Here is a 14,600-nt window from a genome sequence, read left to right on the forward strand (position 1 = left end):
TTTCAGCTTTCTTTGTTCCCTGTTTGAAATTTTTGAGGAAACTCCAAAAATAATTGATAAAAAAATACCTGTACATTAAAGTATTTTATACTTTTGAGTACAAATTAATTTAACCGATTATTTATTTAAAATAAAAACCATGTCATGTAATTGTTGTAAGCCTGTAACGATTGATTTATCAGCGTATGGCATAAATGAAACAAAAGAGATTTTTTATAACCTCTCTTATGATGAACTTTATAAACACGAAACCAATCCTGCTCTTGAAGGACTTGAAAAAGGTTTTGTTACTAAGACCGGAGCATTGAACGTTGATACCGGAATTTTTACCGGTCGTTCACCCAAAGACAAATATATTGTTAAAGAAGAAACTTCTGAAAATAATGTATGGTGGGCTGCACCTAATCGTAAAGGTTCCGATAATAAACCTATCAGTGAAGAAGTTTGGAAATCATTGAAAGGAATTTCTCAGAAACAATTAAGTGGAAAAAAACTTTATATTGTCGATGCATTCTGCGGAGCAAATCCAAACACACGTTTGAGTCTTCGCTTAGTTACAGAAGTAGCTTGGGCAGCACATTTTGTAAAGAATATGTTCATTCGTCCTACAGAAGAAGAACTGAAAAATTTCAAACCCGATTTTTCAATACTTCATGCATGTAAAGCTACCAATCCCAACTGGAAAGAACAAGGCTTGAACAGTGAAGTTTTTGTTGCATTCAACCTGAAAGAAAGAATGGCTGTAATTGGTGGCTCTTGGTATGGCGGTGAAATGAAAAAAGGAATGTTTTCGGTTATGAATTATTTCCTTCCATTGAAAGGTATTGCATCAATGCATTGCTCAGCTAATATGGGAAAAGATGGCGATACTGCTATTTTCTTCGGATTATCAGGAACCGGTAAAACCACTTTATCTGCTGACCCAAAACGATTGCTTATAGGTGACGATGAACATGGCTGGGATGATGAAGGTGTTTTTAATTTTGAAGGAGGTTGTTATGCAAAATGTATTGATTTAAGCAAAGAAAAAGAACCCGATATTTACAATGCAATTAAACGTGATGCTTTGCTTGAAAATCTGGTATATGATAAAGAAGGAAATATAAATTTCAAAGATGGCTCGAAAACCGAGAACACCCGTGTTTCATATCCTATTTATCATATTAATAATATAGTAAAACCGGTTTCAAAAGGCGGGCATCCTAAAAGTATCATTTTCCTTACAGCCGATGCATTTGGCGTTTTACCTCCTGTTTCTAAATTAACGCCTGAGCAAACCATGTATCATTTTTTGAGCGGTTATACTGCAAAGGTTGCCGGTACCGAAAGGGGAATTGTTGAACCACAGCCAACTTTTTCATCATGTTTTGGCGCAGCATTCCTTTTATTACATCCTACTGTTTATGCAAAGCAACTTGCTGAAAAGATGCAGAAATATGGTTCATCAGCTTATTTGGTTAATACAGGTTGGATTTGCGGACCATACGGAGTAGGACACAGGATTGATATTCCTTCAACCCGCGCCATTATTGATGCCATTCTTGATGGAAGTCTTAAAAATGCAGAATACGAAAAACTTCCAATATTCGGATTAATGATTCCAAAGGCTATCAAAAATGTTGACAGTAAACTTTTACATCCTCGCAACTTATGGAAGAATCCGGAAGATTGGGATACAGCTGCAAAAAACCTTGCCGGAAAATTCATTAAGAACTTTGAGAATTTTACTGATAATGAAGAAGGTAAGCGACTGATAACAGCTGGTCCTTCAATATAACTTTTCCTTGTTTTTTATATAATACGATGTACTCAATATGTAGTATGTCGTATTTTTTTTTACTTTAATTTTAAGAAAATTATTGTTTGTTATAAAATTTAATTATATCTTTGTGATGCGAATAACTGAATTATTAATTTTAATTTTTTAATTAATGGCTACAGGTAAAGTTAAATTCTTCAACCGTAAAAAGGGTTACGGGTTCATCGTAGATGACGAATCCCAGAAAGAAATCTTTGTTCATATTACCGGTTTAATCGATCGCGATATGAAAGAAAACATGTCAGTTACCTTTGATATCGCCGAAGATGAAAAAGGTAAAAAAGCTGTAAATGTAAAAAAAGCATAATTTCTTTTTTTGCCCTTCATAAAAGAGGCGTTCCGTTAACGGAACGCCTCTTTTTTTTGTACCTGATATGAAAACCTGTTAGGTATTCAGCATTACAGGCATTACCAACATAAGCAGATCTTCATTTTTATTTTCTTTATCAACAGGAAGTAAAAGTCCTGCGCGATTAGGAGCTGACATCTCGAGGCAAATTTCATCGGTGTCAATGTTGTTAAGCATTTCTACAACGAATTTTGAGTTAAAGCCTATTTCCATATCTTCTCCATCGTACTGGCAGCTCAGGCGTTCTTTTGCTTCATTAGCAAAATCTAAATCTTCAGCTGAAAGTGTCAACTCTTTTCCGCTGATACGGAAACGTACCTGGTGAGTTGACTGGTTTGAAAATATGGAAACACGTTTAATCGAATTCAGGAAAGGAATTCGTTCAATAGTAAGTTTGTTGGGGTTTTCAGTTGGAATTACGGCAGAATAGTTCGGATATTTACCGTCAATTAGGCGGCATATCAGGCTGAAGTTCCCGTATTCAAAAAATGCATTGGTATTATTGTATTCAATTTTAACATTACTGTCTTCGTGTGAAAGCAAGTTTTTAAGCTGATTCAAGGGTTTCTTTGGAAGGATAAACGAAGCAGTCTCTTCCGATTTGGTATCCTTACGGGTATAACGAACCAGTTTGTGTGCATCGGTAGCTACAAATGTAACGCTGTTGCCTGCAATTTCGCAAAATATTCCTGACATTACAGGGCGAAGTTCATCGTTTCCGGCAGCAAAAAGAGTTTTGTTAATTGCTGTTGAAAGAACAAATGAAGGCAACTGTAATGATGAAGAATTACTGAGTGTAGGAGTTTTAGGGAATTCTTCGGCATTATGACCTGATAATTTATATTTCCCTTCTCCTGCTGATATTTCAATACCATAAGTTGATTTTATATCAATAGTAAATGTGATAGGAATATCAGAAAATGTTTTTAAAGTATCGAGCAATATTTTTGCTGGTATTGCAACACTTCCAGGTCTTTCAGCCTTAGTAACCGCTACTTTTGCAGTCATAGTAGTTTCTAAATCGGAAGCAGAAATAATAAGCCCTTCTTTATCAAGTTCGAAAAGAAAGTTGTCGAGTATAGGTAAAGTGTTGGTTGTGCTGATAACTCCGCTTATAGCCTGAAGCTGCTTTAATAATAATGTACTGGAAACGATAAATTTCATAAAAATGGTTTTATAATTTTGGTTTACAAAAATACTTTTTTTATGAAAAAATAAAAATTATTTTTTCTGCCTGCAATGTACTATTTTTTTTCGGATACCGGTGCTGTTTTAATAAAATATGAAAGCGGTCTCAGTATATTATCGAAAACATAGAACTGAATAATTGCAAAATCTTTATTATAGTTAAATAATGCATAAAGCCTGTCCTTATCATAAATCATTGGAGTTCCGTCAAGTTCCATTTCCCCTTCATAAGGCTTCTTGTGAAATGTTTTAATGCTTAATGATTTTCCTGTAATATCTGTAACAGTAAGAATATGATAAGGGGTTGTCATTATAATGGAATCTTTATTATGTAATTTAAAATCGGTAACCATTGATTCGTATCTGATGTTTTTGAAAGCAGAAAGAAAACGGAGAAGGTTAGTTGTATCGTAATTAGCGATGTAAGCATTTCTGGAAACAGACATTAATTTAAAATTGTTGTTTCCTGCATTTTCGACCAGGTATGATTGTTCTGGTTCTGATGGTATTTCCATTTTAACAGATTTGATATTCACCAGTTCAATATTAAAAATAGTTTGATCGCGCCAGTCATTTATCAGTGGGCTGAAGCGCGATGACAAATACCCATTGAACCCGGGAACATGTGTGATATAAGGTATTTCAGCATCTTCCAAAATCATATACGTTCCCATTAAGTTTTGTGTCTGGTCGCCAACATAATAAGTTTTAACAAGTTTTTCATGTGGGAAAAGTTCCAATCCGAGGAAATCAATGCGGTATACTGTTTGGTAAATTTCAACTTTCACTCCAATCGTTGATAAACGGGTTAACACATTTTCACGTGCTGTTTTAGGAACGGTTTCCTTTACTTCAACTTTCTTTATGGTTTTCAATAAAGTATTTATCTCATCATCTTTTGCAGGTAGTGAATCATTGATTCTCCAGTCGCCGGGAGATTTTTTAATAAGTGTCAGATGATGGTTCGATTTATCGGAAAGAAATATTTTTGTTATCAACGATGTATCGGCTACAGCAAAAGTGCTTTCTTTTGATGATAATGTGCTTTTAGCATCGTTATATGTATAAGCAAGTGCAATGAATATAAGCGCTAATGCAATTAGCAGGATCAACCTGTTTTTTTTCATAATAGGTAAAGAATTATATATTTATATTATCTGCGGTATTTACGTTTTCTGATTAAGCTTTGAATGATGCCGAATAGAATTATCAGGAATATCGGAAAACCAATATTGGTGATTTGAATCATCAGTTTTTGTTTTGATGTTTTTGTTTTATCAAGCAAACGGAGTTTTAGTTCGCGTGAACGTACTTCCATCAATCCGGAATCATCGCACATATAATCGATACAATTCAGAAGAAAGTCTTTATTGCCGAATGTTTCAGAAGTATATTTGTCATATCCCAGTGGTAATGGATATTTTACATCGCCATAGGTTTGTACCTGGTTTTTGATAATGTCTCCATCAGAAACTACTATCATTTGTGTTGGCACACCTTCTTCTTTGAAATCAATTTCTTTGTTACTTGCTATAGTATCTTCAAGACGATTCTTGAAAATGGAAGTAAATTTTCCTTCAAGTAAAACGGCAACAGGTAGGAACGATTTATTGAATAATCTTTCATCCGGTTGTTTCTTCATTATATCAAGGCTTATAGAAACAGGAGTTTGAAGGGTACGCGAATATTTTGAAGAGGTAAGAAGAATGGTTTTTGAAATGCCTTTTGCAGTAACAGTATCAATACTGCTGACGAATTCAAATTTAACGGCATTCAAATTATTCACGATAGGATTTTTTATTGCAGGCATCACTACAGGGAAGAAATACCATGGTAAATAGCTTAGTTGTGGCTGTGTACCGATGTTCCCGGTTTTAACGGGTATCGGCATTGCATCAATATCCTGTATCAGGTCATAGTTCAGGCGGACACCATATTTGAATAACTGGTCTTCAATGCCCAGTTTCTGTGCTATTCCAATAGTTGCATCGGAAGCACGCAGACTGTCCATGCTGGCGAATATAGGGTCGATAAGCCACAACACTTTCCCGCCTTTCATAATGAACTGGTCGATAATGAATTTATCTTTTATATCAAAAACAGAATCGGGTTTTGCAATAATGATGGCTTTAAAACCTTTAAGAGCTTTAAGCTGATGGTTTATAGTTACACGTTCCACATTGTAATAATCAGACAGCGTTGTTGAGATATCCCCGGTTTCGTATTTGTCCAGTTCTCCATGTCCTTCAATAAATGCAATTTTCGGTTTTGTAACAGAGGATAATTTTTTAATAACACTGGCAATATTGTATTCAAGGGTTTGGATGGAATTATTCAGTACGGCTTCGCGTGCAACTCCTAACTGTGTGTTAAGCAGCTGCAGCGGAAGTTCTCGCCCTTTATACGATACAATAGCTCCCGGAAAAATTACTTTCTGGCTTGTGCCGTCATTGGTTTTCTCCTGGATACTGGTAGGAAGCAGCCCCGACTGTACAAGTTGTTTATATAGATTTTTAAATTGTGTTTTATCTTCATCCGCATTGGGATTGATAAATTCATATTCGATGTTGTCGGAATAAGCCCTGAACTGGTTAAGCATTTCGCGAGTTTCATTCCGTAAATGCTTAAACCCGGCAGGTAGATCCCCATCGAGATATATTTTAAAATACACAACATCATCCAGGTTCTTAACGATTTTCTTTGTAGTTTTTGATAATGTGTAACGTTTTTCGGAAGTTAGGTCTAACCTTGCAAATACAAAGGAACTAATGATGTTTAATGAAATGATAATTAATAAGCTTAGTGAAAAATTTATGATATTCTGTTTTATAAGATTATTTTTTTTCGATACTTCAGTAACTTCATTATTCTTATCAGTTTGCTTTTTATTTTTAAAAAAGAAAAAAGTTTTTTTTGTTTCATGACGGCTCCATTTCCTGCTTTCGAGCGAAACTTTACTAAGCAATATAAAAATAATGATTACACTTAAAAAGTAAAGTATATCTCGTGTATCAACAACACCGCGGCTTATAGAAGAATAATGAACATTGATTCCAAGTTGTTGTATGTAAAATGAAAGACCTCCGAAAAAATCAAATGAATAAATCATTTCAAAGCCCATGTAAACAAAGGCACATAACAGAAGGGATATGATAAATGAGATGATCTGGTTATCGGTAAGCGATGATGCAAATAACCCGATAGATACAAATGTAGCAGCAAGAAATAGCAGCCCGATGTATGAACCCCATGTACCTCCCGCATCAAGGTTTCCGATAGGGCTTCCCAGGTAGTAAACTGTAGCGTAATAAATTAATGTAGGGAGTAAAGAAAATAAAACCAGTACAACACCGGCCAGGTATTTTGCCATAACAATCTGTAGGTCGGATATTGGTTTGGTTAAAAGCATTTCAATAGTTCCACTGCGTTTTTCTTCGGCAAAAGAACGCATCGTAATTGCCGGGATAAGAAACAGGAAAACAAATGGTGCGAGCATAAATAACCCGTCGATATTGGCATAGCCATTTTCCAGTACATTAAAGTCGAGTTGGAAAACCCAAAGGAATAAACCGTTTATAAGCAGGAATACTGTTATTACTATGTAGCCGATTAAAGAACTCAGGAAGTTCCTGATTTCACGTTTGAAAAGTGTATACATTCAGTGAAAGATAAATTTTTAAAACTATTTGCGAAATTAATCTTTTTTATGATTTTGGTAGAATCGTTTAAGAAAAATTAACATTGATATTGTTTGCACTTTTTCTGCTAATTTTACACGATAAATATATTTTGAAATGAAAGCGTACATAATAAATATTGGTGATGAGTTGCTGATAGGGCAGATTGTGAACCTTAATGCATCGTGGATGGCAGAACAATTGAACCTGGTAGGGGTTGAGGTTTGTAAAATTATTGTTGTAGGTGATAAAGAGGAAGATATTAAAAATGCATTATACGTTGCCACAATGGAAGCTGATTTGATTTTTCTTACCGGCGGACTTGGCCCTACGAACGATGATAAAACCAAAGATGTATTGTGTGAATATTTCAATACAAATCTGGTTATACATGAACCTTCATTAAAAATGATTACCGAGTTGTTTAAAGCAAGAGGTTGGGGACTTACTGAACTGAATCGTAAACAAGCTGAAGTCCCTGAAATATGTAAAGTCATTTTGAATAAACAAGGTACTGCTCCCGGTTTATGGTTTGAACAAAATGAAAAAATATTTATTGCTACTCCCGGTGTTCCTTTTGAAATGAAAGCGATGATGCTTGAACATATTCTTCCTGCTATTGAAAAACTTTTAAAAGCGCCATGGGTAGTGCATAAAACCATACATACACAGGGCGTAGGAGAGTCGTTCCTTGCTGAAAAAATTGCATCGTGGGAAAATGGAATACCATCACATATCAGCCTGGCTTATCTACCTTCGCCCGGTTTGGTAAAATTACGTCTTTCAGCTAGAGGCAATGATAAAATGCAATTGAGAAAAGATATCAATGAACAAATAAAAAAATTATTGGAAATAATCCCTGATTTTATTTTCGGATATGATAGCGATACCATTGAATCGGTTGTTGGAAATATTTTAAAAGAAAAAAACAAAACGATGTCTGCTGCCGAAAGCTGCACTGGTGGAGCTATTGCGCAGCGCATTACTTCGATTGCCGGAAGTTCAGCATATTTCAAAGGTTCAGTTGTTGCGTATTCCAATGAAGTGAAAGAAAATATTCTGGGTGTAAACCCTGCAACGCTTTTGAAGTTTGGCGCTGTTAGTGAAGAAACAGTAAAAGAAATGGCAGCAAATGCAAGAGCGAAATTAAAAACCGATTATTCTGTTGCAGTGAGTGGTATTGCCGGTCCCGATGGCGGAACTCCTGAAAAACCTGTAGGTACGGTATGGATAGCTGTTGCTTCTGAAAAAAATATTATTGCTAAAAAATTTCAGTTCGGGAATAATCGGCTTGTAAATATTGAACGTGCTGGTGTAACCGCATTGAGTATGCTTATGAAATGTATAAGTTGATTTTAGTTTTTGCCTAAAATTTTTTATTAAAAATTCCATAGCATCATAAACCATCAACCAAACCAGCGGCTCAACCTAAAAACCTATAACAAATATTCAATAAATAAACTTTTGTCTTTTATTTTAATGTCTATGCCTTCCTGAATGTTTTGATGGGAAAATATAAGAAGCAATATAACCGATATTGTATGTTGATGAATTGTTATCGCCTTGACCGTAACGGAAGTAAAATGAAGCAATGCCGCTTTCTGCACGATAACCAATTTGCATTTCACCAACATAAGTTTTAAATAGATCTCTGGTTGTTAATCCCTGGAATTCCGTTTCAAGTCCGTAAATTTCTGTCATGGAATATTGCAACCCTCCGCCCAACGAAAAGCCGAATTTGCCTGTATTGTCAGTTAAACCTGAAAGTCCGCCAAAATTCATTTTGCATAAAAAGGGAAACGATAATGCTCCTATTCCTTTGAATTCTTTATAACAGAAAGCTGTAATTCCCCAGTTTATCTGCACTTCTCCTGATATAGAAAATTTATTATATCCTAAAAATAATTTTGGTCCTATAATAATATTTGCAATAGCATTACCTGCAGTATGAAGTGTGGTGTCGCCTGCTCTTTCAGGGTTTGTAAAATGTTCATATAAATCTAAACCATAATTGAATCCCATCCTGACCTGCGATTTTACAGGGGAATTTGAAAAAAATGGAATTAAAATTATTGAAATGATAATTATTTTAATCGGTTTCATGCTATGAAATTACAGTAAAACCTAATGGTAATAATGAATCCAAAATTTCAGTTGTGAACATTTTTATTAACTGATGTTACGCAAAATCATTATTTGTATCGAAACAACATTATTTTATTATACCGATTGTATATATGTAATAGTCCAATAAATTGTACTATAACATCTATGTCATCGGCATAACCATTGTAAAATTTAAAATATTCTTTGGACTATTTTAAATTAACAATTGGTATTATATGTCTCGTTAGGGACAACAGCTTGGTAAAAAAGGTACAACTCACTCCTTGTTGTACCGTAGGTACTAAACTTTCAAGACCACATAGCTTTCAAATACGTTCAGTTAATTGGGTTGTGCCTATCTGCCTCGTCGGCAAGACAGGCAGCACACAACTTCATAGTGGTTATATATTTTACAAGCGGTTATGCCTACCTGCCTCGTCTCGTCGGCAAGACGGGCGGCATATACTCTTAAATCCTTATTAATTAAAGTTTTTAAAATTTTATTTTGAGTTTTGCGTAACATCAATTATTAACTAATTGATGATTGCAGGAAAAACTAATCTTTAAAATATAAAAAATAATAAGCTTCAACATTATCAAGGTAAGCACCGTCGAATCCGGCATCAGTAATTTTTTTAATGTACGAATCATCGTTGCCGTAAATAATTTCCTGCCATTCTTTATCCCAAAATTTTACCCATCTTTCGTCTTTATATCCTTCGTATTTCCTTTTCATCCAGCAAGGGTGAATAGTGTTCCATTTCTTTTTCCAGTAATATCGCCAGTTTTCAGCAGCGCCAATATTAATATAAGAAATTAATAAACGTTTTCCTCCATTGGCTTTTGTTTTAAGTTGCGATATTTCTGTTGATGTAAGTATGTCATCGTTGAAAAATAAATCCATTATGATTACATCAAAATTAGTAGCGTCAATAGCATTTATCATTTGTTCTTTGGAAGAAAAATTATCGGTATTTATGAGATACAGATAATTTTTAGCTTCTTGCAAAGTATTGATATCATTAGTGTTTTCGTTGATTACACTGTCGGGGATATATTTATAATCATAATTTTCGCTTGAGCGCGGAAAGCATATAAAGCCTTCGCTTTGGCTCAACTGTATTGCATTTGCAATATTTGTATTATCACTAACATAATCGGCAACTAAAACTTTTTTTGAAGAATTTTTTATTTTACGTGCCATGAATAATCTCCCATCATCTTCAACAGGGCCTTCTTCATAAAATAATGATTCAATACCAATGCCGTCGATGGCTGAGATATACGTAGCATTAAATCCTTCTGTTGTATCACAATCAGTGAATGCCAGTTCAATTCCGTTCTGTGGTATAATTATAAAACCGGGTTTTATTTTTTTTGAATAATCAGAAATGCTGATGATAAAATCCTGCATTTTTATTGCGGCTTTGTCGGAACGCTTTTCTTTGGAGCAGCTTATTAATAAGGTAATGATTAAAATATAGAAAAATATTTTTTTCATTATTTATTCTTTTTATGATGGAAGCAATTTTCCCGGACTTGTTTTCTTGTGATGTTAATAGCTTGTCCGAATTTTTTTATTAATTAAAATATTTTAAATCCGAAATCATCGATGAATAAATCATTTTTCCCTGTATTCCAAATGAACAATGAAAATTCATAATCATTACTTTTTACCTGGGGTAATTGAAATAGTAAATCTACTTTTTCCCATTTTTTTTGATGTTGTATAATATCGTTTAAATTATAAGTTTTATAATATGTGTTTTGTCCGTTTTCGCTTATTGATACAACAATTTTACAATCGTTTAATGTTTCATAAAAAAAGTTTGAACTGAATAATAATATTCTGCTTTTGTTTGTTATTGAAGGTAATTCCTTTGTTTTGTATGTTATGCCGTATTCTTCATTTTTTGTCAACATGCCGGATTTATTACCTGAAAATGAAATCGTAGTAGTTGAATTTGTATTCTGCCATGAGTCAGTAGCACTCGTATCGTATGTCATAGTGGATTGAAAAACGGGAGATTTATCATTAATGCCAATAAACTCGTAAAGCGTTTTATTTACCGAACTGTCATCTGATTTGCAAATCGAGATTTTACCGTTATCATCGATCTTTTTTATTTTTGAGATTATTTCAGGGTATTGTGAATAAATGTCGGAAAGGAAAAATTCATTTTGAAAAACAACATAATCGTAATTCCATTGTAATGCTTTTGAAATATTTTCTTTTGTCGTCGATAAAACAAAATATCCTTTTCTACCCATTAGTATAAAGGGTATATTTGGTGCATAGGCATCAATCACTAACATTTTTGAATCAGTGGGTATATGTATAGAATCCAGGTATACCTTGGAATTTTTAAAATTATTGATTGTGGCCATAGTCCTGTCCCATTCACCTGTAATTCGTCGGTCTTTTTGTGAATATGCAGCATTGATAATCATTGGAACACTAATTAACAATATTATTAATAAAAAAATTAAGTTGCTTCTTTTTGTATTTATTGACGGGATTATTGAAACCACAATGACCAGGAGCAAAATAACTGGTAAATAAAAAGTATCCAGAAAATAATAGTCATGCTCAGGAAACTGGTGAAGCATTAATAAAGCAAAACAAACACATCCGCAAAAAATTATAAACATCAAAAATAATAATGTTAGTATTTCTTTTTTTATTTTAATCTTTTTTGCAATGATTATTATAATTGAAGTTATTACTAAAACAAATAAAACTACGTAATGAATAGTTGAAAAATATTGAGTAAGCCAATTATGTTTTACAATTTTTATAATCTCGATTGCATCATGAATGCTTGTTACTGGCAGTAAAAAATTTAAAAAAATGGACCCATATTTCTCTCTTAAATATTTATTATAAAAATAAATAACGATTATTGACGCTAAAGAAATAAGAACAGGAATTATTTTTTGTTTTATTTGAGTCTGACCACGAATTATTCGAATTATTTCAAGACCATAAATCGCAAGTAAAAAAATAATAAACGTTGTTCTGCTTAGTGCAGCCAAAGTAATAAAAGCTATGCAAATATTAAAATGATTATTGTTTTTATTTAGTATATATTTTGTGTAAAAATAAATGCCAATAATTGTATTTGCTAAAGAAGGTATTGTAGGCAGAAATCCATTTTGATAATATACAAAAACGGGCGATGTTGCAGCGAATACAGTAATAAATATTGATTTATTAAAACTTCCGGTTAAAAGATGAGATAGTTTAAATAAAAAATATAGTCCCAGAAAACTATACAGCAAAATATATAATCGAAAAATCCAGGGTGAGTTGTCGCCCGATATTTTCATAAAGACTGCAGGTATAAAATCATGTATGGGAAAATCAACAGCAGTAATACTTTCATGAGATGGTGATTTCCTGCTATCTGGATATAGTACAAAAGTTTCAGGTTTGAAAAAATTTAGGTTGTTGTTTACAAATCCCAAAGCAAGTGCATATCTGTCCGATTGTGACCACGCGTGAATGTGTGAAGGAAATTCATTTATGTTTTTATAATGAAATAATATCCCTAAAAATATTATTATTATAATTGCTGAAAAGTTTTGTTGTTTTATTCTCATGGTATGATGGTATGTTTGCTGACAAATATGAAGTTTTTTAGTGGTGAAAATTACTATTAAAATTTAAACAAGCCAAATAAAATAAATACATCGCTCAGTTTTCCATATCTGCATCATATCCTGAAAGCGTATGATTATGATTTGATACAAATCTTTTTGATCAACCATTGTAAAATTTAAAATATCCTTTAGGCTATTTTAAATTAACAATTAGTATAAATCATTTTCGTATCGGTATAAAAACAATTTCGAATATCCATTATTCAATATCGAATGATGAAGTAAAATTTGGGTATTGGAAATTCTATGTTCGTTATTGGATATTAAAAATACATCAATTCGTTTTATACCGACAGAAAAGAGTTTTGCAAAAATATTTTTTGTTTTCTGTACGATATAACTCGTTCTAAACAGTTTTGCCATTGCAAACCTAATAAGAACGAGTATAATTTTAATACCAGGAATTATAAAAATCAGCAGGAAGTTTCTCTCAGTATGTTGGTGTAGGGATCAAACCAACGATATTTAAAAATCAAGTGGCTTATTTCTTAACATCGCAGCTATCCCCCATGCAATTGGGTCTTTCTTTAGGCTTAGGGAGAATTTTTACACGAATGAATATATCATACACTTTGCATCCTACACAAATAGCAAAAGCTGTTTCAAGGTACAGCATAAGCAGGCAAAGCATACAAAGCGGACATACTGTATGGAAAAGCGATCCGTCATTTTGCAGGAAGAGTGATAAAACAAAAATGGTAGAAGAAAGTAACAACCCAATGCTCCAGGCAAACTTCTTCTGAACAGCACCAATAGGAATAGGTGTCTGCTTTCTGACAAAAATCCACGCAAGTAAAACTGTAGGTGAGAATTTAGGATTTATAAAAAGACCGATCAGAAAGTTGATTACCAATCCACCCATAACATAAGGAATGATCACATACTTATGTAATACAAATCCGTTAATAGTCGCAATAAGTCCGAAAAGGAACATGATCCCGGCACTTGCTCTCATGCGCCTTTCGTTTAATACCTTGTAGGGTTTTCCGTCAATGTATTCGCCAAAACTAAATGTAGACATATTTTATTTCCTCCTTTGCAAAGATATTATAAGTATACAGAATCTTAGCAGATTTGTAAAGCAAAATGCGCTTAGATTCTGTTATGCCGATTTATCCCGACTTGTCGTGGATAGGAAATTTTTGCAACCGAACTTGTGAGCTCATGAATACCTTCAAAATAAAATAAGTTATGAATAAATCATTTCCGTATCGGTATACATATATAAATAATGATTATAGCCAATATCGGTAATACCTTATTTATATAAATTATCAAGGATTGTATTTATAGAAATAAAAAGTTTTAGCGAATTGAAACTTAGTGAGTCTTAGCAGGATCGAACTGCTGACCTCTTGCCTGTCAAGCAAGCGCTCTAAACCAGCTGAGCTAAAGACTCTTTTTGTTCTTTATTGTTTTTTATACAGAATCTTAGCAGATTTGTAAGCAAAATGTGCTTAGATTCTGTTATGCCGATTTATCCCGACTTGTCGCGGATAGGAAATTTTTGCAACCGAACTTGTGAACTCATGAATACCTTCAAAATAAAATAAGTTATGAATAAATCATTTCCGTATCGGTATAATTTATTGATACAAATTTAATGTTTTTAAAAAACCAAACCTGAAATTATTTTTATAATTTCGCTTCATTAATAATATTCTTTAATATGAAATATTCATGCAAACGAAAAATATACACTAAACAAAATGATTAAAATAAGTGAAGAAAAAAAAAGCATGGATATTCACGAGCAAGCCAGTGTTGCGCCCCGATGAATATCGGGGGTGCGAGCGAG

The 14,600-nt window shown here is 33.3% G+C and carries 10 protein-coding genes and 1 tRNA gene; 3 read left to right on the forward strand and 8 right to left on the reverse strand.

Annotation, left to right across the window (positions count from 1 at the left end):
- Positions 1-139: 139 nt before the first annotated feature.
- Together pckA and PKK00_07310 are read left to right on the forward strand one after the other, a co-directional pair.
- Positions 140-1,777, forward strand: a complete 1,638-nt coding sequence (gene pckA, locus PKK00_07305) for a phosphoenolpyruvate carboxykinase (ATP) (GenBank protein ID HNW98203.1) — start codon at positions 140-142, stop codon at positions 1,775-1,777.
- Positions 1,778-1,931: 154 nt separating this feature from the next.
- Positions 1,932-2,126 (forward strand): cold shock domain-containing protein, encoded by a 195-nt coding sequence (locus tag PKK00_07310; GenBank protein HNW98204.1) that lies wholly within the window; start codon positions 1,932-1,934, stop codon positions 2,124-2,126.
- Between the two features lie 78 nt (positions 2,127-2,204).
- Here PKK00_07310 and dnaN read toward each other — a convergent pair whose 3' ends face one another.
- The 3 genes from dnaN to gldG all read right to left on the reverse strand — a co-directional run bounded on the left by dnaN (position 2,205) and on the right by gldG (position 7,014).
- Positions 2,205-3,332 (reverse strand): DNA polymerase III subunit beta, encoded by a 1,128-nt coding sequence (gene dnaN, locus PKK00_07315; GenBank protein HNW98205.1) that lies wholly within the window; start codon positions 3,330-3,332, stop codon positions 2,205-2,207.
- Between the two features lie 80 nt (positions 3,333-3,412).
- Positions 3,413-4,483: a DUF4340 domain-containing protein gene (locus PKK00_07320; GenBank protein HNW98206.1), complete on the reverse strand. Its 1,071-nt coding sequence runs from the start codon at positions 4,481-4,483 to the stop codon at positions 3,413-3,415.
- A gap of 26 nt (positions 4,484-4,509) precedes the next feature.
- Positions 4,510-7,014 (reverse strand): gliding motility-associated ABC transporter substrate-binding protein GldG, encoded by a 2,505-nt coding sequence (gene gldG / locus PKK00_07325; GenBank protein HNW98207.1) that lies wholly within the window; start codon positions 7,012-7,014, stop codon positions 4,510-4,512.
- Between the two features lie 136 nt (positions 7,015-7,150).
- On the opposite strand from gldG, the gene PKK00_07330 reads away from it, so the two are divergent.
- Positions 7,151-8,386: a competence/damage-inducible protein A gene (locus tag PKK00_07330; GenBank protein ID HNW98208.1), complete on the forward strand. Its 1,236-nt coding sequence runs from the start codon at positions 7,151-7,153 to the stop codon at positions 8,384-8,386.
- A gap of 123 nt (positions 8,387-8,509) precedes the next feature.
- Here the strand turns inward: PKK00_07330 and PKK00_07335 are convergent, their stop codons facing one another.
- The 5 genes from PKK00_07335 to PKK00_07355 form a co-directional block, all read right to left on the reverse strand.
- Positions 8,510-9,136, reverse strand: coding sequence for a hypothetical protein (locus PKK00_07335; protein HNW98209.1), 627 nt, complete (start codon positions 9,134-9,136; stop codon positions 8,510-8,512).
- 559 nt (positions 9,137-9,695) lie between these two features.
- On the reverse strand, positions 9,696-10,640 hold the full coding sequence (locus PKK00_07340; protein HNW98210.1) for an endo alpha-1,4 polygalactosaminidase: 945 nt from the start codon (positions 10,638-10,640) through the stop codon (positions 9,696-9,698).
- A gap of 83 nt (positions 10,641-10,723) precedes the next feature.
- Entirely contained in the window at positions 10,724-12,742 is a 2,019-nt protein-coding gene (locus PKK00_07345) for a glycosyltransferase family 39 protein (protein ID HNW98211.1), read from the reverse strand.
- Positions 12,743-13,283: 541 nt separating this feature from the next.
- The gene (locus PKK00_07350; protein HNW98212.1) at positions 13,284-13,823 is read right to left on the reverse strand and encodes a DUF4395 domain-containing protein; all 540 of its coding nucleotides are present in this window, start codon (positions 13,821-13,823) and stop codon (positions 13,284-13,286) included.
- 303 nt (positions 13,824-14,126) lie between these two features.
- Positions 14,127-14,201, reverse strand: a tRNA-Val gene (locus PKK00_07355).
- Between the last annotated feature and the right edge of the window lie 399 nt (positions 14,202-14,600).

It is taken from the genome of Bacteroidales bacterium (assembly GCA_035353855.1).
In the GTDB taxonomy this organism is placed as follows: Bacteria; Bacteroidota; Bacteroidia; order Bacteroidales; family CG2-30-32-10; genus DAOQAK01.